Origin of the sequence: Pluralibacter sp., from assembly GCF_019237635.1 — a bacterium.
Lineage (GTDB): Bacteria > Pseudomonadota > Gammaproteobacteria > Enterobacterales > Enterobacteriaceae > Enterobacter_B.
Genome location: NZ_JAFAGS010000100.1, coordinates 1 through 24,520 on the forward strand (window position 1 = coordinate 1; position 24,520 = coordinate 24,520).

Genomic DNA, 24,520 nt, shown 5'->3' on the forward strand with positions numbered 1-24,520 from the left:
GCTGACGAGTCCGTCCCCGTGGAGTTGGCGTGGAAGTACTTCGTCCCGGTGTTATAGATACTGGTAATCTGGTTGTTGGTCTGGGTCAGTTGCGAGAAATTCACCGCATCGCTCGGCGCCACACCGTCCGCCACGTTGGTGATGGTGGTGCCGCCCGTATGGGTTGTATTGTTATAAGAAGGTCCACCCAGCGTTACGCTGTTGTAGTTAACCGTACCGTCCGGGTTGAGATCGTATTTCACCGCACCGGAATCCAGCGCGCCTAATGCGGTATTGGTCGCAAACAGTTGTGAACCGTTGACGGCATCGGTGCTCAGGCTATCGATTCGCCCTGCCGCCAGATTCGTGAGGGTACGTTCTGTGCCCGCTGCGCCAACGCTGACAGTCGCAATCGGGGAGTTACCGGCAAAACTGTAAGTCGTACCATTCAGGATCGTTGAGGACGTTCCCACCGCAGCGGCAACGCTTGTCCCCGAACCCAGGGCAACGGAGTTATCCAACCCTGCCGCGATCGTAATACCATTACCCAGCGCCACGACATTATTCGCATCAATCTTGTTATTATTACCCACGGCATAACTATTGTTACCATTAATGGTACTGGATACCCCGAGGTTACCGGCATTGGAACCTGCAACCGTCGATTCATAACCAACCGTCACAGACTGAGAGCCTGAGACGTTTGTATTCTGACCGATACCAATACTTGAGTTTCCGGTCACCGATGCAGCTGTACCCTGTGCAATCGAGTTAAAAACCCCCGCACCTACCGTTGAATTATTACCAATTGCAACGGACCCATCACCACCTGCATTAGCAACATGGCCGATACTGACCGTCTGATTCGCACTGACGTTGTTACCGGCATCCTCACCTAACGCCACGTTTCCACCGCCAATTATATTATTACCAGCATGTGGTCCGACAGCGGTATTGTTGTTGCCAGTATTGACACCACCATTAATACTGTTCCCCGAACCCGGGCCAATCGAAACGTTATCGAAACCGTATACATTCGAGCCAGAACCAGGACCAAAGGTGACGTTTTCATCACCGGATACATTACCACCGCTGTAATTACCCAATGCCAGGTTTCCTGCCCCTAAAACGTTATTGCCAGCAGTATCGCCAATGGAAATATTTTCACCCTCGTTACCAAAGGTTGTGCCAACAATAGGGTTAGAGCCTTCTCCCTGACCGGCATTCAACCCTAATGCAATGCTCTGACTACCGCTGGTAAATGCGCCGTTACCAATCGCTACGGAATTATTACCTTTTGCCGTCGCGCCCTGCCCCAGAGCCGTTGACCCTAAGCCTAATGCTTCTGACTGGAACCCCGCCGCCAATGAATTACCTGCTGCGGTACTCAAATCCCCTAGCGCCGTAGAACCTGTCCCAGTAACCTGTGCGCTTTCACCCAGTACCAATGACGCCGCATAGCCGTTATTCGTCGCATTATTGCCAATAACCGTGGCTGATGCACAGCCGCCATTCAGATACGGATTACCCAGAATATCTGTTGAATTGCCACAGGTTTGCGTGGTGTTTGTCGCAGAGGCGTTGTCACCGATCACCAGGTTTCCCGCGGCCCCAGGAGAGGTCACTGTCGCTGATGTCGCTCCTGCGCCAATGGGGTTAAACGCGAAGGCATTCTGGCTGGCAAGCAGAGCCACACCCGCCACCAAAGCGACTTTTGAAACTAATCCACCCTTACCCTTTCCTTTCGCAAATTCAGGCGCAACAACCGTTGCCTGCAGACGATTGCTCCAGACTAATCGATATATCGTATTCATATCTTGACCTTTTATTTTTACCGAACTTTTCTTCAACAGTTGAATTTGCCAGGGGGTGGTAAATAGCAACTAATGTCAAACAGAATGCCAGGAGAAATATTAACGTCTGGTTCAGCAGCAAAAATACGAGAGGTATTCGAGGTAAGACCAGTAACAGCGGTAGAATCTAAATCCAAAAAAAGATCAAACCGAAGAATTAAACACTTTTGAATGAAAGCGTATCAGAGCTAATGAGATAAATGAGAATTTTATTCACTAAGCCACCAAATTAAACACAACAATTAATATTAATTAAATTAACAAATTTATAAATAAACAACGATTTTTATTAAGACGATTCTTGTCAATATATCCCCGAAAATAATTTTATCGTACCTTGTGGCGTCACCGTGGATAATACCCTCCTCCCTTCCATACTCTCGTTAATTGCCAATAGCCCGCATCTGTTGTTACGCCAGTATCTGTGGGTAATGCTTGATGAACTTCCGGGACCTCAAAACGATAAATCCTTTCTTAACATTCAGAAGAGATAGCCCGGGAAAAACTGGAGAGCTGTACAGCCCCTGTTTGGCATTCGCCATTAAAATGAACGCAATTTTAATTCTGCATTTTATTGCGCGCTCACGTTGATTGAGCCATTTAACTACATGGTTAACCAAACAAAAACAGATAAAAGCCGCGTCATTGCGCCAGAGCAAGGCAAGCGATACCCGACCATGGAGTTGGGACAAGAACAGGAAATCCGCTTATTGCAAACCTATGTAGACGGTGCAATGGAGCGTATTTCCATCATGCTGGGGCAATTCCTGCGCTCAATCGGCTGTCTGCGCATCGAACCTGTCGAACTGAGGTTTCGTGAATTGTCAGCCCAGGAACAAACCCCGTGGATTTGGTGCGCCGCGCTGGCGCCGCTCAACGGACGGGCCCGCAAGATGTTCCGCTTCGGCATACCGAGACCCGCAGTCACCGCCATGACAGAGGCAACGCTGGGGCTCAACTCAGGTTTCGGCCAGGAGATGAGCGACCACCAGCCGCCGAGTGAAACAGAGCTGCGTTTTTTACATCAACTGGGACAGCCCCTGATCCAGGGCGTTATCGCGGAATCCCCAGGTTTACAGGCGTTGAGCTGGCAGCAGCAGCCTTCCGATTCCCCGGAGAAGAAAGGGCTGTGCCTGACGATGCAGCTTGTGTTTCAGGATCAAACCTGGCCGCTCACCCTTTATTGGCATACGACGTTTGCTGAATTGCTGGAGAAGAGTGGCGACCAACTTCCGGTTGCTCCCCCCATTACCCGGCTTCAACTGGAAGAATCGCTGCGACGCATTCCGGTTCAGCTAAAAACAACATTGCTCAGCACCAAACTCACGATCGTCGAACTGGAGCAACTGCTGCAAGGGGAGATCCTGCCCATTGTATTGCAGGAGCGGGTCACGCTGGGTTGTGGCAATTTCTCTATGGGTGCGGGTCGCCTCTATGACCGTAATGGACACCTGGTATTTCAACTGCACGATGTGTCTCAACAGACATCCTGAACACCCTCTGGAGATTTTAAATGGCTAAAACGTCGAATATAGAACTGGATATGGCTGGGCTGGACGTCGAGGGTTTCGACGATCTGTTTGCCAGCGGTGAAGAAGGATTCAGCGAAAGCGAACCGGCGGAGAAAGTGGTTGAAAAACGCCCGTTGTCCTTCTTTCATCGCCTGCCAGTCAACCTCTCCCTTGAGGTAGCCAGCACCGAGATCCCCCTGGAGGAGTTGATGACTCTGGCGGAGGGCGCCGTCGTCCAGATGAACAAACTGAGCCATCAGTCCCTGGATGTGAAGGTTAACGGCATTTTGATCGGCGCCGCCGAAGTGGTCATCGTGGACGGTCATTATGGGCTACGGATGACCGAACTGTTCGACGACATTAACTGGTCAACGCTGGCCTGATGTGATGAGAGCTGTACTCCTCCTGTTGCTGACTGTATTCCCCGTCGCCGCGTTCGCCAGCGATGTCCCTCTTCTGACCATCACCAACGGAGAGGGACAACAGGACTATTCCGTCAAGTTACAGGTCCTGTTGCTGATGACCATGTTGGGGTTGATCCCCTCCATGCTGCTGCTGATGACCTGCTTCACCCGCATCATCATCGTCCTGGGGATACTGCGCCAGGCGATAGGCTTACAGAGTTCGCCGCCCAACCGGTTGTTGATTTCGATTGCGCTCAGCATGACGGTGCTGCTGATGAAACCCATCTGGCAGGACATCTATCAGAATGCGTTTGTCCCCTATGACGAGGACAAGATGACGCTGGTGCAGGCGGTCTCCCGGGCGGAGCAACCGATCCGCAAATTTATGCTGGCGCAGACCCGAAAGACGGACCTGGACCTGATGTTGCGGGTGGCCGGAGAACCTCGCACAACCTCCGTACAGGAGGTCAATTTCTTTATCCTGATGCCCGCGTTTGTGCTGAGTGAGCTGAAGACGGCATTTCAGATAGGCTTCATGCTGTTTATTCCGTTCGTGGTCATCGACATGGTGGTGGCGACAGTGCTGATGTCGATGGGGATGATGATGCTCTCCCCGGTGATAATCTCCCTGCCAATCAAGCTGATGGTGTTCGTCCTTGCGGATGGCTGGAGCATGGTGGTCAATACCCTTTCCATGAGTTTTGGGGGGATCCAGTGACGCCCGATACACTGATGGCGATGATGGTGGAGGTCACCACCACTCTCATTATGCTCGTCTGCGTCCTTGTTTTACCCGGCATGCTGGTCGGGTTGCTGGTCAGCATCATTCAGGCGGTGACCCAAATTCAGGAGCAAACCCTGAGCTTCCTGCCCCGTTTCGTCGTAACCGTATTAGTGATCATCTTTGCAGGGCAGTGGATGGTCAGACAGGTGCTGGAGCTCTTTCACAGCATCAATCAGTTCATTCTCTCCTCCCTGCACTGATCATGTTAGAAATTTCCGCCACGGAATTATTACAGACATGCGGGCGCGTCTGGTGGCCATTTTTACGCATAGGGAGCGCCTTTGCCGTCCTGCCGCTACTGGGGTATCCGCTGATCCCCATCCAGGTGCGGATCCTGCTGGCGCTGCTTCTCGCCATACTCGCGGCCCCCTTGTTACCCGCCATGCCAGCCGTCGACCCGCTGTCGCTGCACGCCATTTTTCTGAGCCTGGAGCAGATCTTCCTGGGAACCATGATGGCGTTGTTTCCGGTTTGCCTTATTCAGGTATTAGTGCTCACCGGCGAATTGCTCTCCATGCAGATGGGGCTGAGTATGGCGCGCATGAATGACCCTATCAATGGCCTTGCCATACCGGTATTGGGCAGCTTCTTTAGCAATATGGGCCTGCTGCTCTACGCCAGCATGAACGGCCATCTGGTGATGCTGGAAGTGCTGGTAGAGAGCTTCAGGGTTTGGCACGTCGGCGCAGGTCTGTTTGAGGTGAATGCCGCCTCGCTTATTCAGCTCTTCTCCTGGCTGATGGCCGCAGCGCTGATGCTGTCATTACCCGCCATGACAGCCATGTATCTGGTCAACTTCACCTTTGGCGTGCTCTCCAGAGTCGCGCCCTCTCTTAACATCTTCGTGCTGGGTTTTCCCATGGCGCTCATCTGCGGATTATTTTGCATCCTGTTGACGATAAGCGGGTTGCCTGACCGATTTGCCAGCCTGGCGCAGGACATTTTCCTCAGCGTGCGCAGCTATTACGGAGGAAAGGGATGAGTACAGAAAAGACCGAAAAACCCTCGTCGCATCGACTGGGCAAAGCGCGAGCGAAGGGGCAGGTTCCCAGGTCCAGGGATTTGGCCATGGCCATCAGCCTGGTCGCCGTCGTCTCCATCGCGCTGCCCCTTTTTACCAAAATGGGCGACGCCTTAGAGCGGATATTGCGCTTTAACCTGTCGCTGAGCCGTGAAGAGGTCAACGACCCCGCCCAGATGCTCGCGCATCTTGGCCAGAGTCTCCTGGAGATGCTGCTGTCTTTGCTGCCGCTGACGGGGCTTATCATCATTCTCGGCGTCGCGGCGCACACAATAATGGGCGGCTGGAATTTTTCCCTGGACCCTCTGGTTCCCCGTTTTTCCAAAATAAACCCCCTGAAGGGGTTCAAACGGATCCTGGGCGTTCAGTCTCTGATGGAGTTTGCCAAGTCAGTCCTGAAGATTGTGGCGGTTGCCGCCGCCATGTTGCTCTACGTCAGGGCCAATACTGACGCCATCGTCGCCCTCTATTACGTCGGGTTGAATAATGCGACCCAACTGGGGATTGAGCTGTTGGTGGACGGTATTTTTTATATGGCGCTGACGATGCTGGCGATTGGTCTGCTCGATGCCCCCTACCAACTGTGGAACCATCTGCGCGGGCTGCGCATGAGTAAACAGGAGCTGAAAGAAGAGCACAAGAATTTGCAGGGCAACCCGGAGATAAAAGGGCGTATCCGGCGCATCCAGATGTCCATGGCGATGCGTTCAATGCGGCGCACCCTGCCCGACGCCAGTGTCGTGCTCACCAACCCGACGCACTATGCCGTGGCTATCAAATATGATCCCGCGCAGTGCGACGCCCCTTTTGTTATCGCCAAAGGGGAAGACCAGATGGCGCTACACATGCGATCGCTCGCGCAGTCGCTGGGAATTGAGGTGCTGGAGATACCGGCGCTGGCCCGTTCCGTCTATTACACCACCCGTGTAAATCAACAGATCCCGCCGGGTCTGTACGTCATCATGGCGCAAATTCTGCACCATGTATTACGTCTGAAGGCCTTTCGTCTCGGGAAGGGCGACCAACCCGCCCCGCTCTCGTCAGTCGAGATACCCGATTCATTACGATATTGATGGTGACCCGTGAAACGTTTGACCACCCTTTTTTCAGGTACTTCGCGTAGCTTTATCGCGATCCCTTTGCTCATCCTGTCGCTGCTGGCGATGATCGTACTGCCGTTGCCCGCGTTTTTGCTGGATGGCTTCTTCACCTTCAACATCGTGCTATCCATGATAGTGCTGCTGGTCGCCCTGTCTATTCGACGACCGCTCGACTTCTCTGTCTTCCCCACCGTGCTGCTGATCGCCACGTTGCTCCGTTTGTGTCTGAACGTGGCGTCAACTCGCGTGGTGCTGCAGTTCGGTCATGAATCGCCCGATGCCGCCGGTAAGGTCGTCGAGTCCTTCGGTAAAGTGGTTATCGGCGGCAACTATGTGGTGGGGATGGTGGTGTTCTTGATCCTGATGATCATTAACTTCATCGTTATTACCAAAGGGAGCGAGCGTATTTCGGAAGTTGCCGCCCGCTTTACCCTGGATGCCTTGCCCGGCAAACAGATGGCTATCGATGCCGATCTGAACGCAGGCATGATCGATCAGCGTCAGGCGAAAGAGCGCCGGGACGAGATAGCCCTGGAAGCCGATTTCTATGGCTCAATGGACGGCGCCTCCAAGTTTGTTAAAGGGGATGCGATCGCAGGTCTGCTGATCCTGTTTATCAACCTTTTCGGCGGCGTGGCTATCGGCGTATTCCAGCATGGCCTCAGCTTCTCCGATGCGATGGGGGTCTATAGCCTCCTCTCAATTGGTGATGGCCTGGTCGCCCAGATCCCGTCACTGATGCTGGCGGTGTCCGCAGCCATCGTGGTCACCCGCGTCTCCGATTCAGACGACGATATCACCGTCCAGTTCCGCGAACAGCTGCTCGCCTCCCCGCCGGTGATTTTGACCGCGGCGGCCGTCATGCTGGTGATGGGGCTGGTACCGGGGATGCCGACGCTGGTCTTCCTCCTGTTTGCCGGTCTCCTGGGCTGGGCGGCCTGGCGTAGCCGACAGCACAAAGCGGAAAAGATTGCCCCTGCCGATCAGGATCAGATGGAGCGGTTTACTCGCCCGCTGGAAAATGAACTGAAGTGGGGCGATATCCCCTATACCGACCTGCTCAGGCTAGAGTTGGGTTATCAGTTGATCTATCTCGTCGATCGGGACAAAGGAGCCGAACTGCTGCAACGCCTGCGCGGCGTGCGCCAGACGCTTTCCGAACAGGCCGGTTTTCTGCTGCCCGAAGTGCGGGTCAGGGACAACATGGGGCTCAAGCCCAACCAGTACGCCATCTACCTCAACGGGGTAAAAGTCACCGTCGCAGACGTCATGCTGGACAAACTCATGGCGATCAACTCCGGCGAACTGTTGGGGGAAATCCCTGGATTTCTGACCAAAGAACCGGTTTACGGGATGGATGCGGTATGGATCCAACCCGGCGATAAAGCCAAGGCGCTGAACCTGGGTTACTCGGTTGTCGACATCGCCACCATCATCGGGACTCACATCAGCAAGGTTATCCGCGGCAATATCGGCGCCTTGTTGCAACTCGACGATGTACATCATCTGCAACAACGGCTCAGCCAGTTGGCCCCGAAACTTGCCGAAGAGCTCTCGACCCGGCTGACGTCGACCCAGCAGTTGAAAGTCTACCGCTATCTGCTGACTGACCAGGTGTCGTTGATGGATGTACGGACGATGGCCCAGAGCATGGTGGATGGCGCCGAGCTGACCAAAGATCCGCTGCTGCTCGCCGCCGAAGTTCGCTGCGCGCTGCGCCACACCATTCTGCATGGCCTTATCGGTAATACGACGACCGTGCAGGTGTTCACCCTCTCCGATGAACTGGAGAACATGCTGCTCAATGCGGCGACCCAGGCGCAACGCAACGGCGGCATTCCGGCAGACAGCTTCCCCATCGAGCCTCAGTTGCTGGCTCAGTTGCAAAACCGGATGCCCAGCGTCAAAGAGCAAATGTCGTTGCAGGGATGGTCGCCTATTCTGCTGGTGTTGCCGCAATTACGCCCTCTGCTCGCCCGCTACGCGCGCACCTTTGCTAAGGGTTTGCACGTGTTGTCATTCAATGAGGTTCCCGATGAACTCCATATCGAAGTCAAAGGGATCCTGGGTTAACGCGCTGCTGGCAGGGTTCCTGTTGACCCTGTCAGGGCCGCTCTTGTCGCAAGAGGCCCCATTGAGGATAAAAACGCCTGCCATGAGCTGGCAGGCGCGCCATCCGGATGTGGCCTTATACGAGAATCTCTACAACAAAAATATTGCCAGCATCCAGGGGATAATGAACCGCTCAGCCCCTTCCATTCGCTTTATCGTCACGCAGCTCCAGCGACGCAAGCTGCCGCTGGAGCTGCTGTTTGTGCCCCTTATCGAGAGCGGCTATAACCCCCATGCCGAATCGTCAGTGGGTGCGATGGGGCCCTGGCAGTTGATGCCCAAGACCGCGCGTCAGTACGGCGTCATTAGCTATGACTGGTTTAACGGACGTAAGGATTTGATGGCCTCGACCCGCGGCGCGCTGAATTATTTGAACTATCTCTACAACCTGTTCGAACGCGACTGGCTGCTTGCCCTGGCCGCTTACAACGCCGGGGAAGGAACGGTTCAGGCGGCAATCGCGCAAAACAGCGCCAAAGGGCGGCAGACCGATTTCTGGTCCCTGTCACTGCCGGATGAGACCCGGCAGTATGTCCCCAAACTGCTGGCGCTGGTGCGATTGTACCGGGCGGGCAAAATCCAGCTGCGGGCCGTGCCTGAAGCGTCGCGTCTTGTCGCCCTGCATGTCGAAGACGGCATCAGTCTGTCCTGGCTTGCCAGACAGATGGGCCGCCCCGCGGAAGAGCTGAATTTTTACAATGCCGGTCTGGAAAATGCCGTCGCGCCCCGGGGCAGCCGGGTTGCGCTACTGATGCCGGCTGGCTGGGGAAAACAGGCGCAACAGGTACTCGGAACGCGTAACCGCACGCTCCCCCTGCCGGAAGAAAAAACGCCCCTCCTGATTGCTGAACGGCGGGCGCTTACCGATAAAGAGCTGAAAAATCTGGGGTGGGGAGTGGGTCTGGTACAACAGACGCCCGGCTCAGTGGATCTCTACGCGGAACGCATGGAGGTAGACCCCAGGCGCGCGCAGGAGAAAAATCCGCAGAAAGCGACAAGCCCCCAGGCCGTCACGCCGCACTGGCGCGCCAGGATAGCGCCGCGAAGCCAGTGGAGTCAGGGGGAAGCCGATAAGCCGCCTCGCCCTGCGCCCTAACCGCACCGGATTATCGGTGATTCGCGTCAGGTGCGTCTGGCGTTCCGGTGGTTTCAAACCGTTGCGCGAAGGTTTCAGGCGTATTCTGATGGCTGGCTGGGGTTAAATTGCTTATCAGCGTGATTTGCTGCGGGGTCACCCCCAGCAGCAAGCGCTGATCGTCCACCTGCACCAGGATCAGTTTCTCCTTCATACCCAGCGACAAAACAGACTGCACCCGCATCTCCCCGCCGCGGTACCTGGCGGCCCGCGCTTTCTTCTTCGCCAGCAGAAAGACCAGCGCGCCAATCGAACACACCGCGAGGCAGGTGATAAGCCAGGATTTGAAGGTCGCCCCCCCTTGGCTCAGCGGGGTTGCCAGCGCCGGAAGAGGCAGCAGAAGCAGGCTAAGCAGATATCTCATGGCGTCAGAAAACCCCTTTTTCCCGTACTTTGCGAACCTTCGCCGCCGTCGCCGAGAGGTCGTGTAGCTGAACGTCGCCGTCGCGCTGAGCGGTCTGGGTATGCTCCCCTTTCGGGGTGGACGGCGCCGTAGCGCCCGCGTTGGTCAGTATATCGAGCAGGCGCGCCTGCTGTTGCAACAGCTCACGTTGCTCCTGCAACTGCTGCTGTAACCTGCTCACCTGGGTATGCAGATCCGCCAGCGCGTCGGTGGGCAGCGGGTCAAGTCCCGCGGAAGTCGGCAACGCGACATCAGGCGTAAGCCCCTGCGCCTCCAGCGCGTGATAAAAGAACGCCGGGGTCAGGCAATTTAACTGCAAATTCCGGGAGAAGCATTTCACCAGCTCAGGCTCCAGCAGGCTCAGATACACCCCGGAAAGGTAGATGTCCTTATGGAGGCGCAGCGCAAAGAAATCAAAAGCGTCATCATCGCTGTTAAGCAGGCTGCCACGCTGATACCAGCGCTGTAACGTCGCCAGCGCCAGGCGATCGCTCGCCTGGCGTGGATCCAGCTTGAGGGTAATTTGCACCTCTCCGACCGGATTAGACATTGCCAACCTCTAGCATGACGGGCGTCTCGCTGAATACCTGATCTTCATCGCTGATATAGAGGCAGATTTCGCGAGAGAGCGCGGATTGAGACGCATCGACCAGGATGACGCGCTCCCCAAGCGTGGGGTAGCTGGCCTGGATGACCGGGTAGATCAGGGCAGCACCGCCGCCGACCAGGTAGACCCGGTTTGGATTGCGGGAAAATTTCTTCGCTTCTTCGGCGACAAAGTGCCCCAGTTCCTCGATTTTACGTTCAAGCTTCTCCAGAATGCGGGGGATCTGGGACTCGTCGTTAATCACTTCGCGCACAAAACGGGCGTCGTGACGGCGTTTGATAAGCTCGTTCGCCACCAAATAGCTGGAATCGCTGTCGGCCGCGGCCAGCGCGGTACGCGCCGCATCGGTCACCAGAGAAACGCCGAGCGCGCGATTGCCGTAAACTTCAGAGATTTCATCAAATTCGCCGACGATAAGCCCCATATCCAGCGTTGTCCCGCCACAGTCGATGACCAGCGTTTTCGTATAAGGGTTTACGCCCGAGTTCATCAGACGGGTAAGCACCGCAGGCAGGCTCTCAGGCATGACGTCAACGCTGACAATATTGAACAATTCGCCCTTGTTGAGGCTGATGGCGCGCATCAGGTTCTGCTTTTTGCGCTCAACATTGGCTTCATTACGCTGACAATCGTCCTGCTGATAGTACTCGGTGATAGGCAGAGTCACGGTAATCGCCACATCGCAAGGGGGAAGACCCGTCTGCAGCAAGGCATGATGGACCGCCAGCAGATTCAGGTCGCCGTACTGGTAGTCGATATGCGTCGTGGAGAGCGATTTTTCCGACGTCGGGTCATACGTGTACTTGTTAATCCCAATTTCATAGTTGTAGACCTGCTTGCCCTTCAGCAGGGCGGCACTTTTCCAGTCCTTGCGAAAGGAGTTGGGAGAGATGATGCTCTTCAGGGTTTTGTTAGCAATCCAGCTGACTTTTACGTTGGTTGAACCGTCGTCGATGGCAATCTTAAGCGGCTTACTCATGATGTTGTGTGTCTCACTATTATTGATGCAAAAAAAGTGGGGGGTGAGTCCGGGGCTTAATGCCCATCCTGGATGGCGAGCCGCGCCCGGTTAACGGCCAGTTCATCCAGTGCCTTTTGCTCACGCCTCTGCGCTTCCTGCGCTTCGCGCGCCTGTCGTCGTTCCAGCATGATTTCGCTGCTTTTCCTGGCGACAAACGCACGCAGCACTTCTTTTTTCTGCTGCGCTATGGAGAGGGTGAGCGTGGTCTGCTCGTCGTGCTGCTTATCAATCAGTTCGCCCAACTGGCGGTGCATAATGCTGCGGTTATGCAGGGCGAATGCCGGGGTATAGTCCGGCAGGCGCGACATTTCACGTTGATACTGCCCCAGCGCGTCCAGCGAACGTTGCAGCTCCGTTTTGCGCGTCTCCAGCACGGTGAGCGTCTTACTCTCCGTGTCCAGTTTGCGATTTTGCAACCGGTGCAACTGGCGCAGCGCTTTCATCGTTTATCCGCGTCCATCAGCGTGTGCAATAACGCCTGGGTCTGCGATAAGGTGACCCCCTGCTCGCCGGGCTGTTGCAGGTACTCCAGCATCTGCGGAAACAGGGCGACGGCGTTGTCCATTTCGTCATCGTGCCCCGCCTGATAGCCGCCCAGCGGGATCAGCTCGCGCACCTGCTGATACAGGCTGTAATAGCGGCGAAATTTTTGTATCTGACGCACCTGAGCGGCATTACAGATAAGCGGGATAACGCGGCTGGCCGAGGACGCCACATCAATGGCCGGGTAAATGCCCTGCTCAGCGATATCGCGGCGCAAAACAATATGGCCGTCGAGAATGGCCCGCGCTGCGTCAGCGATCGGATCGTTGTGGTCATCCCCTTCCACCAGCACCGTGTAGATAGCGCTGAGGCTGCCTTCCGGGTGATAACCATTGCCCGCCCGCTCTACCAGTTGCGGCAGTTGGGTGAAGACCGACGGTGGGTATCCTTTGGTCGCTGGCGGTTCGCCGAGCGACAGGGCGATTTCCCGCTGGGCGATGGCATAGCGCGTCAGAGAATCCATCAGCAGCAATACGTGCTTACCCTGATCGCGAAAATGCTCGGCAATCCGGTGAGAGACCTGCGAGGCCCGGAGTCTTAACAGGGGCGAGACATCTGCTGGCGCGACCACGACGACCGCTTTGCGACGCCCTTCTTCTCCCAGCGTATGCTGTAAGAATTCGGCCACCTCGCGCCCACGCTCCCCAATCAGACCGACCACCACCACATCCGCATCGGTATAGCGGGCCATCATGCTGAGCAACACGCTTTTACCGACGCCGCTGCCGGCAAACAACCCAATACGCTGACCGCGACCGAGCGGCAGCACGCCGTTGATCGCCTTAACGCCAACATCCAGAGGGGTGGTGATGGGTTGCCGTGCAAGCGGGTTAAGGGGCGGCTGATGTAAGGTGATGCGCTCCCCCTCCAGAGGACCAAGGCCATCCAGAGGACGCCCCAGACCGTCGAGGATGCGGCCAAGCAGCGCTGGCCCCACGGTCAACTCGCTGTCATCGGTCTGCGCAGAAACGCGGGCACCAGGGAACAGACCCGTGACCTGCTCCAGGGGCATCAGAAAGGTACGCTCCTGATTGAACCCGACGACTTCTGTCTCAAGCCAGCTCCCATTTCCCGTTTCCACCAGCGCGCTTTGGCCGATAGAAAGGCGGCATCCCGTGACCTCCAGCAGCAAACCCGTGACGCGCACCAGCCGTCCGTAGATGTTGGCCGGTGGCACCCGATAGTCTTCCTGTTCGAGTCGGTTGAGCAAGTTATGCAGCGAACGCATTGGCTCAGGCCCTGAAATCGTCGTCGCTGAACTTGTCCGCTGGTAGTGAGAGGGTGGACACGAGATCCTCCTCGCCCCATGGCAAGTTTTGCGGCGCGGCGGCGGGGAGTTCCTGCTCTTGATCGTTCAGTTCAGGCGCTTGCGCCAACTGCCGACGCACCTGCTCGACACACTGGTCAATGCGCGTATCCAGTTGGCTTTCCGCCTCGGCCAGCCCCGTCTGGATATGGAAGCTCCCCGGCGAAAGTTGAGGATCGGACTGCAGCGACCAACCCTCCAGCGATTCCGCCGCGAACTCCTTGAGCAGGGCGTGAGTGCCAGGATCCAGGTGAATGGAGACAGACTCCTGCGGCTTAGGTAACAAGGCCAGCGTCTCTTCGATGAGAGGCAGGATCTGCGTCGGCTTAAGGGCAAGTTCGGCGCGCAACACCTGGCGACACACCTGTGACACCAGACGGCAGAGACTTTCCCGCTGCCAGGCCTGCGTCTCCTTCAGAGCGGACTCAAGCGCGTGGTGAAGTTGCGCTATCTGCTGCAAGGCCTCATCCTGCCGGGGTTTGCACTCCGCCAGGGCCTGTTGGATCCCCGCTTCGCGCCCTTCCAGTACCCCGGTCTGAAAACCGCGCTCCTGCCCTAACTGCTGACCCTGCTCCAGCCCCTTGCGCACGCCTTCAGCAAAACCGGCCTCGCGCCCTTCTTCCATCAGGGCCTGATATTTGGCCGTGAGCTGCTGCGGCGAGTCGTAATGCGGCTCCTCCTGCGGGGATGTCCCGGAGGAGAGAGGCGGAAAATGGTAGCGATGGACGCTGCGCGGATTGCTGTCTTTTTTACTCTGCTGCGCCATGGGTTACTCCAGCACCTTCTCTTCGAAAAGGCGGAACTCGAAGGGTTCCCCCTCTTCCGCTTTTTCATTCTCCGCGATGAGTTCACGTACTTTGGCCATGATCTCGGCTTCCGCCCCCCTGACCACGCTGGCGGGAAGTCCCCCCAACACTTGCATCTGATCAAGGATGGCGTTGGCCTGCCGTTTCGGCAGACAGCGCAGTATGGCCTGGCGCAGGGACGGAGAAGCCCCTTTGATGGCCTTCGCCCAAACCTCAGGCTCGACTTCCTGACAAAGCCTCACGATGGTGGCTTCAGGTTGGCGCTCAAGGATGGAGAAGCGGTACATGTTGTTTTCTATTTCTTCAGCCAGCCCCTGATTATGCTCGCGCACGGTCTGTAGCAATTCGGCGCTGTTGCCGTGATAACGAGAAATCAGGCTCGCCGCCTGCTCGACGCCGCTCACCGACGTTTGCACGCCCTGCTGAACCATCGTCAGGCACTGCTGAATGATCTTCTCCAGTTCCGCGACCATGTTCTGGTTAATTTCACGCAGGTTGGCCATATTCAGGATCAACCGTTCGTGCTGCGCCTGCGGCAGGAACTTCATCACCTCTGCGGACACCTCCTGCGGCAACAAGGCAAGGAAGGTCGCCTGCAAAGGCAACATTTCATGTTGCAGGTTAGAGGCGATCAGCGCCGGGGAGATCCACTGAAGCTGGTGCATATTTTCCCGGATCTGCTCGCCATAGACGTCGTTTATCACCCCTTTGGCCAGCTCAGGCCCAAGGGCGACGTCCAGGGTTCTCTCCAGAAACCCACGAGAAGCGCGGGAAACACCGCTCAGCTCGCGATAGTCGATGAACATGCGATACAGCGCCTTTTCCAGATGCTGATTCTTAACATGCCCCAGTTCGGTCATCGCCCGGACAATCTCCTGGACATGCTCGCGGCTCAGGCTTCGCAATATGTTGCCCGCCTGATGCTCGCTGAGCGTCAGCAGTAATAATCCAGCCTGCTCGGCATTTTTGAGCGGTTGTTGTTCTGTTTCGTCACTCATGGCTCGTTATCACCTGCTATTCATCCACTGTTCCAACACTTCCGCCACCCGCTTGGGATCATGGTCCGCCAGCAGTTGAAGGTGAGCCAACTTATCCCGCAACGGCGAATTCGTATCAGGGAGTTCATTCAGGTTATCAAACCTAAAGTTGCGGTTATGCTTCCTGAAGTATTCATCTTCCTCCTTACCGACAGACGCCCCACCACCCATCGGCTCGGGCGTTGATTCGGCGGTGACCATCGCCGGAGTACGCTGTATCAGGTGCTGCATCAGCTTACGAATGACGAAGAAAATCAGGCACAGACCAAGAATGGTGCCGATCAGATAACGGGCGTAAATCAGCAAGACCGGGTCCTGCCACCACTTGCTGTCCAGCGACGGGTTGATGCCATCCTCCGAGAAGGGAAGGACATTAAGGCTGAACTGGTCGCCCCGCTCTTTATTGAAGCCGACCGCATCCTGCGCCATCTGCCGGATGTTGGTCAGTTGCTCGGCGCTCCAGCCTTTCTCCGGCGATACCGTCTGGTTGAGCACCACGGAGACGCTGAGGTTATTCAGACGACCCTGCTGGTATTTGGTGTGCGTGATAGTACGGCCCACGTCGTAACGACGTTGCTGCTCGTCACGCTCATTGACCATACGTTCAGCCGTTGCCGGCGGAGTCTGCGGCGGATTGCCCTGCACTTGCGGGTCCGTCACCGGAGGACGGTTGCTCAGCGCGCCAGGAATACCGCTCAGTTGCCCGCCCTGCGAAGAATCTTTCTGCAAACGCTCTTCGCGCACAATGGGGCTTTCGCCGAGGGATTCCCGGGTCTCTTCCACCGCGTCGAAGGCCAGTTGCGCGGTGACCTGCACCTTATAGTTGTTGGCGCCAAGCACCGGTCGCAGCATCTCGCTGACGCGACGTTCGTAGCTGCGCTCAACCTGCTTTTGGTAGTCCAGTTGATGGACGGTCAATTTCGCGCCGGAAAGCTCGTCGTTCAGATCCTGAGTCAGCAAATTGCCATACTGGTCGACCACCGAGATATCTTTGACGGCGAGGTTGGACACGCTGCCCTTAATCAGGTTGACAATCGCCAGTACCTGCCCTGGCTCCATCCGGGTAGACGGAGACAACTCCAGCATGACGGACGCTGAAGGGAGTTCTTCATTGTTGCGCAGGAAGATAAGCTTATCGGGAATCGCCAGATGTACTCTTGCGTAATCAACCCCCTGCAACCCCATGATGGTGCGGGCCAGTTCCCCTTCCAACCCACGCCGATAACGGGCATTTTCGACAAACTGGCTGGTTCCCAGGGTTGACTCCTGCTCCAGCATATCCAGTCCGACCGGCAGTTTGGCCTGCACCCCTTTGGCCGCCAGCAGCATGCGCGCCTGCGACAGACGATCCTCTTCCACCAGCACCTGTCCGGTGGTTTCCATCAGGCGATAGGGGATATTCTCCTGGTCGAGTACAGACATAATCTGGGCGCTGTCAAAGTGCTCCTGCTGCCCGTAAAGCGGACGATAATTCCCCTGGAAAGACCAGAGAAACAGGACTACCAGTACCGTCAGCAGACAGGCCAGCAACCCCAGCAGCATGAACTGGGTGCTTTTACCCCGTAAGGGGCTGACGGTGGGTAATTGTTGGCTAATCGTGGCCCAAACGGTTTTGAATTTTTGCCTCATGCGTTGCTCGTCGCTTCCCATCTTTACAGAGGCATCTTCATGACTTCGTCATAGGCCGTCATCAGCTTATTACGGACCTGGGTAAGGGCCGAAAAGCTGAGGCTGGCTTTCTGACTGGCGATCATCGCGCCGGTCAGGTCGTCGCTGGCGCCCGTTTCGATTTGCGTCGCCAGATTTGCCGCCTCTTGCTGCTGACGATCGACGCCGTTCAGGGCTGCGTGAAACACCTGTCCAAACGAGGTGTCTTGCGTGTTGTTTTGCGACTGAGGGGCGATGAGAGGTTGCTGGGCCGCTATTTGCATGGTGGCCATACGCTGCATCATTGCCTGCTGCGTGTTCGTTATTGTGTCCATAGTGTGTGCCAGGTGATAAAAATAGTGTCATGCATCATCAGTGATGATGCCTCTTCGCCGCATCTCGGCAAGCTTGTAGCGTAGCGCCCTGGGGGTAATACCCAGCGCCTCGGCCGTCATGTTCCGATGGCCGCGACAACTGCGCAGGGTCTCTAAAACGTGTTGGAATTCGCCGTGTTTACGGCTCTCCTGCAGAGATTCCGAAGGGCTTTGTTCACCCCGGTTCAATGACGCAGTAACGATGCTCCCCGACGAGGGGGAAAAAGCGGACAATCCAAAGTCGGTTGCCAGCAACACGGTGCTGCGGCACATCACCATCGCCCGTTGCACGCGATTCTCCAGTTCCCGAATATTGCCCGGCCAGCTGTGTGCCCAGAGGGCCTGCTGCGCGCATGGGCTTAATTTGACAGCGTGGGCGAATGTTCCATCGCCATGCTTTTGCACGAAGTGCGCGATCAATCGATCCAGCTCTTCCCGGCGTTGACGCAATGGCGGAATCACCAGCGGCAAAATATCCAGCCGGTAGAAAAGATCCTCCCGAAAATACCCCTTGCTTACCGCATCCTTGAGATTTTGGTTGGTGGCCGTTATCAGCCGGACATCAAGGGGAATCATCTTGTTGCTGCCCAGACGCTCCACCTCCCACTCCTGCAACACGCGCAGCAACTTGGTCTGCAAGGAGAGCGGCATTTCGGCTATCTCATCGAGAAACAGCGTCCCGTGGTTCGCGAGTTCAAATTTGCCAACCTGTCCGGTATAGGCGCCGGTGAAGGCGCCTTTGACATGACCGAACAGTATCGCTTCCAGCATGCTCTCCGGGATGGCGGCGCAGTTGACCGCGACAAAAGGCCCGTCCTTGCGGTTGGAGTTGGCATGAATGAACTGCGCCAGCATCTCCTTACCGGTTCCGGTTTCGCCCCGGATGAGTACCGGCGCGTCAGCCAGCGCCACCCGGTGGGCCATCGTCTGCAAACGACGGGAGGCGGGTGAACTCATGATCATGCCGCGCGTCTGCAAGGTATTGACGTTGAGTAGGCTTGTTATCTGCTGAGTCAGTTGCTGGAGGCTAAAGGGATACAGCAAATAGTCATTGACACCGGCCCCCAGCGCCGTACTGGCCCATTCCGCTTGATCCACATGGCTAATCAACAGGATAGGAACCGTATGAAACTGACGGATATACGCGAGAGCCTGCTGCTGCGACAGACCCCGTCCCAGAATGACCAGGCTAGGGGGATCGGCGAAATTCAAATCGGCGTCATCCGGCAAACGGGTTTGCCAGACAATGCGACGGGCATAGTCGACACTGAGGTGGGCAAGAACGTCGTCTACGCACGCTTTATCCGATTCAAGCAGTAAGATCATTGACCAGGTAGATCCCTGTTGTTAGCTAAAATTAACGCCATAGACGAGTCTGAATGCAGGGATGAATTAAAACAGAGTGGACTTAACTGAAGCTGTATATAGATGTTAAAAACGCCTGCATGATATGCAGGCAGGGTATTCAGGGCGTGTTCATGTCCCGCGCCGCAACAGGCGCGGCACGGCGCGACATAATAAGTTCAGCGATATCGAAATCCAGCGGGCTGTCAATATCGACAGATTCCTCTACCTTCATTAGATAAGCGTAGGATTTATCTCCGTAGATATCGGATATTGAACCAACAAATTTCCTGTCGAAAATATAAATGGCGCCATTAATTCTGTAATAAGGCGCTAATTCCTGGCTTCTCAGATTATCTTTTTTCGGCAGAAAACCGGACATCGACCCGTCTGCTGGCAGCGTATTACACAACTGAATCGGGTGCTCCACAGGGCAGACTGAAATGACGCTGGCCGCCGCCCTCTTTTGGTACAGCGCGTGCGCTTCAACAATATTGACCGCGTGCCGCAATGGCGAGGTGGGCTGCAACAGTGTAATCGTCTGCGTTGGCCCCCAACGTTGCTCAACGACCGACACCATATGCGATATCACATCATTGGTCGTTGCGCTGTCGCTTGCCAGGATGGCGGGTCGCAGGCCAGGGACGATGGCGCCGTGTTGTTCGGCGATGTCAGATATCGACTGACAATCCGTACTCACCAGCACCCGATCAAATAATTGGCTGTGCAGCGCCGCCTCGATGGTCCAGACGATGAGCGGTTTTCCTGATAACGTTTTTATATTCTTGCCCGGGAGGCGCTTACTGCCCCCCCGGGCCGGGATGATGGCGATGCGCATTTACCACTCCAACTGGTAGACATCGGCCTGGGCGCGATGAAAATCATCCGGTCGACCGATATCGAGCCAGTATTCATGAATTGGGAACATCAGGACCTTCGCGTCATCGTGAATGGTGGAATCAAGCAGCGTCGGCATATCGATGGAAACGCCTTTTGGCACGCGTTTGAAAACTGTCGGGTCTAAGAGATAAATACCCGCATTGACAAAATAGCGGTGAACCGGCTTTTCCGTCATGCCGACAATTTTCTCGCCATCGCAATTAATAACCCCATAAGGCACCTGGTATTCGTACTGGCGGACACACATGGTTGCCGCAGGCGCGTGGGTATCGTGGAAAAACATGAGCCGCTCAAAATCAAGAGAGGTCAGAACATCCCCGTTAATCATAATCAGCGGCAGGTCCGGCACATTTTCCGGCAATAGCCCCAATGCGCCCCCCGTACCCAGCGGAACCTCTTCGTGCACATATTCAATATTGACACCCCAGCGCTCCCCATTACCAAAATAATCCATAATGACATTGGGCAGATAATGGGTCGAAATATAGATATTCCTGAATCCCGTTTTTGCAAAGCGCTCAACCAGAATTTCCAGCATCGGTTTGCCGCCGATTTTTAACATCGGCTTAGGGCAATTATCCGTCAACGGTTTCAGACGGGTACCAAAGCCGCCGGCCATGATAAATACCGGATGCTCATAACGGCGATGCGCCGAAGCCGACTCCCAGGTTTCCAGTCCAACCAGACGCCCGTCTTCTGCCACCACAGGAATGGAGAGAATACTGCGGCGCTTCATTTCCGCGAGCACTTCGCTCCGGCTGCAATTCATGGGCGAGGTCAGCGGGTTGCCATTCATCACGGCGGCAACGGCAGTATTGAGGTTAACATCCGCGAGAATGGCCCGTCGGATATCGCCATCGGTCAGGATCCCCAGCAGCCTTTCCTGCTCATCAACCACCAGCGCCACGCGCAGGGCTTCCTCATTAACAATAGATAATGCATCACGCAGTGAATCCTGGGGTGATAACAAGATTTTTTTCCAGTCTTTACTCATGGCAATTTTATCTCTGTTAATTTTTCGGCGTGGTGAAACACGCGCGCGCAGGGTAGACAATGTGCCGTTCCGGCACCGGACGGGTGACGGTCGCCCCGGCACCGACAACGGCATCGTTACCCACCGAAATCCCCTGAATAACGGCGGCGGCGCACCCCACAAACACCTGTGTCCCCAGACTTACGCTGCCGCATAAAACGGCGCGAGGGGCCAGATGGCAGTGCTCGCCCACCGCGCAGTCGTGTTCGACAATGGCGCCGGTGTTGACGATGACGTTGTCGCCGATATGCGCGCCGCTCTGCACGATGGCGCCCTGCATAATCTGTACCCCCTGCCCCAACCGCGCATGGGGCGAGACGGAGGCTTCATTGGCGAGTACCGAGGCAAAGCGATAGCCTTCCCGGGTATAGCGCGAGAAAATGCGGGCCCGCAGGTCATTTCCCGGCATGAAACCAATGCCGTTGACCAGCAAACAGCTCTCGGGGCGGGCCCTCGCGCTGAGCGTCTTTTCTTCCCACCGCGGTAAACCGCCCAGCGCGCCGCTGCCCGACGCGTCGGGCGCGACCAGCGCAATAAGGGTTCGTCCCTGCCGGGTGAGAATATCGGCCAGTACGCTGGCATGCCCCCCCGCGCCGATCATAATCAACGGCTTATTCACAAATCAGGTCTCCTGCCTGGTAGGTATGACTTGCGCGCTTACCCAGAACATCCCACCAGGCATAAGGGCTCATGCCGCTCCCGGGCCGCTTGATGGCGACGTTATGCTCATCAAGCACAGCGCCCTGGGGGATATCGCACGCCGCGACGAGGCTCTTTCTGGCAACCTCTTTGTTTTTCCGCTCCCCCGGACACGGCCCCTTGATGCCATTGCCAAGCGCCGCTTCCACATCACGGATCCCCTTCACCATCACGGCCAGCTCAGCGGGCTCCAGTGACGCCTTGTGATCGGGGCCTTCCATCGTGCGGTCTAAGGTGAAGTGTTTTTCGATGAGACAGGCGCCACGGGCGGCGGCGGCGACAGGGATCGTCACCCCTTCGCTGTGATCGGAGTAACCCACCGGCAGTCTGAACGCCTGCGCCAGCGTGTCCATGGCGGTAAGGTTGATATCGCCCATCGGCGCCGGGTATTCGGTCGTGCAATGGAGCAGCGTCACTCGCTCGCGCAGCGCCGCCTGCCCTTCCTCCGAGCTATAGGCCGCCATAAACGCCTCCATACCGGGTACGGCATCGCGCCCCTGGGTCATGCCGAACGCGATAACCCCCAGGGCGGATTCGATCTCCGCCAGGGTCGCCATTCCGGTGGACATAATCAGCCGGCAACCGCTTCGGGCGTGCCTGAGCACAAACGGCGCATTGGTCAGTTCGCCGGAGGGGATCTTCAGGGTCGTCAATTTGAGATCGTGGACCAGAAAATCGAGGCTCTCGTCATCAAAGGCGGTAGAGAGAAACGCAATCCCCAGCGCTTCACAGCGTCTGATAAGGCTAAGATGCGCCTCAAAGGAGAGCTCAAGCCGGGCAAGCATCGCCAGCTGGCTTTCCGATTTACCGGTATTGGCCGTCTGGTAGTCGGCTTGCCGGGCGTTGGCCGTCACCAGGCTGGTGGCCCTGAAGGTCTGGAACTTCACGATGTCCGCACCGGCCTGATGCGCCGCATCAACCAGCGCATGGGCAAGGGACTCATCCCCGTTATGATTCACGCCAGCTTCGGCGATAATGAGTGTCATATGATCTCCTTAATCAGCATAAAAGCTTCAGCGGCCTCAGCATTACATTGAGCCCCCCTAAGATAAGCCAGCGACTCCAGGGCTTTTCGACTGCGTGGAAAAGGAAACTTATCGACCTCTGATTCAAAAACATCCAATATGGCTAATTTCCGCTCCAGGTATTCATAAATATCAACGAATACATTAGCTTTGAATCCACCATCTTCAGGCTTCATACCAAAGTCAGTTTCAGAAAGAGTTTCGTAAGCGAGGATTTTTCTGACAAAAGGTGCACGAAATGATTTCACCGCAGACATGACAGCGTCATAAACCACTTCATGATCGCTATGAGCATCATTGCGATAGGGTGAAAATATAATTTCAGGTTTTATTGTACTAACGACACAGGAGATTCCAGCGACGATATCTCCTTTTGACAGGACATCAAGTCTGGCTGGCGGAAGGTTCATTTCATACACAGCATGAAATTGATACATGTCGGTAACGCTATCTATTTCTTCGCGACGCTTCTGTATTTCATTTTTACTAAAACCAGCAATTTCACTCATTCCAGTCACGATTAACCAATGAACACGGTAACCTTGTGCAATAAACCTTAAAATGGTTCCGCCGCAACCTAATGTCTCATCATCAGCATGAGGAGCAACAATTAAAATCGATTTATTCTCCAACATGTAATGGATCCTCACATTTTTTATGCATCACAGTAAAATCTATTGATTTTATAAGGGAAACAGCTCGTTCCGAAGCATTGCCGCTACCATACGGATTAGATATAGCGTTAATTTTCCCGAGAAAAACATCATCCCTTACTTTTTTTATCGCGGATTTTAGCTCAGTCAATTCCGCATCAATAAAAATGACATTTTCAGAGGCTAAACGCCCGCGCTGCCTGGCTCCAATATTAATGCATGGGATTGGTATACTTGCCGCCTCAAGAATACCAGCAGATGAGTTACCAATAATTAAGCTGCTAGCTTTCATTAACTGAACAAATTTTTCCCGTGGTAGATTGCCATAGAAAGAGATATCCGGATGACTGGAGTACTGTAATAACGACTTTCTTACACATGAGTTCCCATGATCACTATTAGGTAATCCAACAAATACATGGTATTGGTTCTCAAGCAGTTCATCTATAACACCAGATACAATGAGGTGAAGTTTATCCATCTCATCTTCAACAGGATGAAATATAAAAATAGCTGCTGATTTTCTTACTTCACCATCAGCAATAGATGACAGTACCCCTTCACCAGCAGGTATTTCTCTATATTTATCAAGCGCGACACTACCAATATTAAAAATCCTGTTAGCAGGCTCACCCATTTTAAGCAGCCTTTGTTTATGCTCATTAAGACTAACAAAGTGGCAAGTGGATAATTTTGACACTGCATGGCGGATCGGATTATCTATGTGGCCATCGCATGCGTGATCACCACCAAAAAAATGGACGGTCGGAATTCCCAGATACCCCCCCAGCAATGCCCCTACCATAACATCCTCACGATCTCCAGCATAAATAATCAAATCTGGTGAAAATGCTTTAACAATATCAATCGATGACAATAATAAAACAGATGCACTTTTTAGCCGGGAAGCACTAGAGTCAGAGTCTATTAAACTTTCAATTTGGCAAAGAATATTAAAACCATCGCGTTTTATATCATCCACTGTTAACCCAAACGAAGGGGAATTATGACACCCTCCAACCAAAAGTCGAAAATCAATATCAATATCATCAGCTAACTTTCGATAAACGAAGCTCATCAAATCATATTCAGAGCGGATAGATGTTAATGCTAGTATCTTCATTAGAAAACATCCGACATACACATATGAACACAAAAAGATGGATTACCAACCATATTAAAGGTGCGATATCCGAATCTATATCTAAACAATACATCGCCAA

Annotated in this window: 25 protein-coding genes; 8 read left to right on the forward strand and 17 right to left on the reverse strand. The window is 55.0% G+C overall.

All coding sequences use genetic code 11. From position 1 onward, the window contains the following. Window positions 1-1,793 (reverse strand): ESPR-type extended signal peptide-containing protein (locus JO226_RS11650; RefSeq protein ID WP_293583031.1); only part of this gene is annotated, 1,793 nt, incomplete at its 3' end. 647 nt (window positions 1,794-2,440) lie between these two features. Between JO226_RS11650 and JO226_RS11655 the strand changes: the two genes are divergently transcribed. Genes JO226_RS11655 through JO226_RS11690 form a run of 8 tightly spaced genes read left to right on the forward strand, consistent with a single transcriptional unit; the run spans window position 2,441 to window position 9,860 of the window. Continuing rightward, window positions 2,441-3,325, forward strand: coding sequence for a FliM/FliN family flagellar motor switch protein (locus JO226_RS11655; protein ID WP_293583032.1), 885 nt, complete (start codon window positions 2,441-2,443; stop codon window positions 3,323-3,325). A 20-nt stretch (window positions 3,326-3,345) separates the two neighbouring features. Continuing rightward, complete coding sequence (locus tag JO226_RS11660; protein WP_293583033.1) at window positions 3,346-3,726, forward strand: FliM/FliN family flagellar motor switch protein; 381 nt, start codon at window positions 3,346-3,348, stop codon at window positions 3,724-3,726. Between the two features lie 4 nt (window positions 3,727-3,730). Next, on the forward strand, window positions 3,731-4,465 hold the full coding sequence (fliP, locus tag JO226_RS11665; protein ID WP_293583034.1) for a flagellar type III secretion system pore protein FliP: 735 nt from the start codon (window positions 3,731-3,733) through the stop codon (window positions 4,463-4,465). A gap of 14 nt (window positions 4,466-4,479) precedes the next feature. Continuing rightward, the gene (locus JO226_RS11670; RefSeq protein WP_293583055.1) at window positions 4,480-4,731 is read left to right on the forward strand and encodes a flagellar biosynthetic protein FliQ; all 252 of its coding nucleotides are present in this window, start codon (window positions 4,480-4,482) and stop codon (window positions 4,729-4,731) included. Between the two features lie 2 nt (window positions 4,732-4,733). After that, window positions 4,734-5,513, forward strand: coding sequence for a flagellar biosynthetic protein FliR (gene fliR / locus JO226_RS11675; protein ID WP_293583035.1), 780 nt, complete (start codon window positions 4,734-4,736; stop codon window positions 5,511-5,513). Continuing rightward, window positions 5,510-6,625 carry a flagellar biosynthesis protein FlhB gene (flhB, locus tag JO226_RS11680; protein WP_293583036.1) on the forward strand — a complete coding sequence of 372 codons (1,116 nt, stop codon included), beginning with the start codon at window positions 5,510-5,512 and terminating at the stop codon, window positions 6,623-6,625. The genes fliR and flhB overlap by 4 nt, the downstream gene beginning before the upstream one ends. Before the next feature lie 9 nt (window positions 6,626-6,634). Continuing rightward, window positions 6,635-8,725, forward strand: a complete 2,091-nt coding sequence (locus JO226_RS11685; protein ID WP_293583037.1) for a flagellar biosynthesis protein FlhA — start codon at window positions 6,635-6,637, stop codon at window positions 8,723-8,725. After that, entirely contained in the window at window positions 8,688-9,860 is a 1,173-nt protein-coding gene (locus JO226_RS11690) for a transglycosylase SLT domain-containing protein (RefSeq protein ID WP_293583038.1), read from the forward strand. Before JO226_RS11685 ends, JO226_RS11690 begins: the two co-directional genes overlap by 38 nt. A 10-nt stretch (window positions 9,861-9,870) precedes the next feature. Here the strand turns inward: JO226_RS11690 and fliO are convergent, their stop codons facing one another. The 16 genes from fliO to neuC all read right to left on the reverse strand — a co-directional run bounded on the left by fliO (window position 9,871) and on the right by neuC (window position 24,420). Further along, window positions 9,871-10,263 (reverse strand): flagellar biosynthetic protein FliO, encoded by a 393-nt coding sequence (fliO, locus tag JO226_RS11695; protein WP_293583039.1) that lies wholly within the window; start codon window positions 10,261-10,263, stop codon window positions 9,871-9,873. Between the two features lie 4 nt (window positions 10,264-10,267). After that, window positions 10,268-10,852, reverse strand: a complete 585-nt coding sequence (locus tag JO226_RS11700; protein ID WP_293583040.1) for a hypothetical protein — start codon at window positions 10,850-10,852, stop codon at window positions 10,268-10,270. Continuing rightward, the gene (gene parM / locus JO226_RS11705; protein ID WP_293583041.1) at window positions 10,845-11,888 is read right to left on the reverse strand and encodes a plasmid segregation protein ParM domain-containing protein; all 1,044 of its coding nucleotides are present in this window, start codon (window positions 11,886-11,888) and stop codon (window positions 10,845-10,847) included. Before parM ends, JO226_RS11700 begins: the two co-directional genes overlap by 8 nt. 56 nt (window positions 11,889-11,944) lie before the next feature. Next, window positions 11,945-12,373, reverse strand: a complete 429-nt coding sequence (locus JO226_RS11710; RefSeq protein WP_293583042.1) for a flagellar export protein FliJ — start codon at window positions 12,371-12,373, stop codon at window positions 11,945-11,947. Further along, window positions 12,370-13,701 carry a FliI/YscN family ATPase gene (locus JO226_RS11715; protein ID WP_293583043.1) on the reverse strand — a complete coding sequence of 444 codons (1,332 nt, stop codon included), beginning with the start codon at window positions 13,699-13,701 and terminating at the stop codon, window positions 12,370-12,372. The genes JO226_RS11710 and JO226_RS11715 overlap by 4 nt, the downstream gene beginning before the upstream one ends. Before the next feature lie 4 nt (window positions 13,702-13,705). Beyond that, window positions 13,706-14,545 (reverse strand): FliH/SctL family protein, encoded by an 840-nt coding sequence (locus JO226_RS11720; protein ID WP_293583044.1) that lies wholly within the window; start codon window positions 14,543-14,545, stop codon window positions 13,706-13,708. A 3-nt stretch (window positions 14,546-14,548) separates the two neighbouring features. After that, on the reverse strand, window positions 14,549-15,583 hold the full coding sequence (locus tag JO226_RS11725) for a FliG C-terminal domain-containing protein (protein WP_293583045.1): 1,035 nt from the start codon (window positions 15,581-15,583) through the stop codon (window positions 14,549-14,551). A 9-nt stretch (window positions 15,584-15,592) separates the two neighbouring features. Then, window positions 15,593-17,251, reverse strand: a complete 1,659-nt coding sequence (fliF, locus tag JO226_RS11730; protein WP_293583046.1) for a flagellar basal-body MS-ring/collar protein FliF — start codon at window positions 17,249-17,251, stop codon at window positions 15,593-15,595. Between the two features lie 23 nt (window positions 17,252-17,274). Then, window positions 17,275-17,604 carry a flagellar hook-basal body complex protein FliE gene (gene fliE / locus JO226_RS11735; RefSeq protein ID WP_293583047.1) on the reverse strand — a complete coding sequence of 110 codons (330 nt, stop codon included), beginning with the start codon at window positions 17,602-17,604 and terminating at the stop codon, window positions 17,275-17,277. A 27-nt stretch (window positions 17,605-17,631) separates the two neighbouring features. Beyond that, the gene (locus JO226_RS11740; RefSeq protein WP_293583048.1) at window positions 17,632-18,969 is read right to left on the reverse strand and encodes a sigma-54 dependent transcriptional regulator; all 1,338 of its coding nucleotides are present in this window, start codon (window positions 18,967-18,969) and stop codon (window positions 17,632-17,634) included. A gap of 139 nt (window positions 18,970-19,108) precedes the next feature. Further along, on the reverse strand, window positions 19,109-19,825 hold the full coding sequence (locus tag JO226_RS11745; RefSeq protein ID WP_293583049.1) for an acylneuraminate cytidylyltransferase family protein: 717 nt from the start codon (window positions 19,823-19,825) through the stop codon (window positions 19,109-19,111). Beyond that, window positions 19,826-20,857 (reverse strand): nucleotidyltransferase family protein, encoded by a 1,032-nt coding sequence (locus tag JO226_RS11750; protein ID WP_293583050.1) that lies wholly within the window; start codon window positions 20,855-20,857, stop codon window positions 19,826-19,828. 40 nt (window positions 20,858-20,897) lie between these two features. Next, complete coding sequence (locus tag JO226_RS11755) at window positions 20,898-21,539, reverse strand: acetyltransferase (protein ID WP_293583051.1); 642 nt, start codon at window positions 21,537-21,539, stop codon at window positions 20,898-20,900. Further along, window positions 21,532-22,605, reverse strand: coding sequence for an N-acetylneuraminate synthase (neuB, locus tag JO226_RS11760; RefSeq protein WP_293583052.1), 1,074 nt, complete (start codon window positions 22,603-22,605; stop codon window positions 21,532-21,534). The genes JO226_RS11755 and neuB overlap by 8 nt, the downstream gene beginning before the upstream one ends. Further along, window positions 22,602-23,279: a PIG-L deacetylase family protein gene (locus JO226_RS11765; RefSeq protein WP_293583053.1), complete on the reverse strand. Its 678-nt coding sequence runs from the start codon at window positions 23,277-23,279 to the stop codon at window positions 22,602-22,604. Before JO226_RS11765 ends, neuB begins: the two co-directional genes overlap by 4 nt. After that, a complete protein-coding gene (gene neuC / locus JO226_RS11770; RefSeq protein WP_293583054.1) occupies window positions 23,266-24,420 on the reverse strand; it encodes a UDP-N-acetylglucosamine 2-epimerase in 1,155 nt (384 codons plus the stop codon). The genes JO226_RS11765 and neuC overlap by 14 nt, the downstream gene beginning before the upstream one ends. Window positions 24,421-24,520 lie beyond the last annotated feature (100 nt).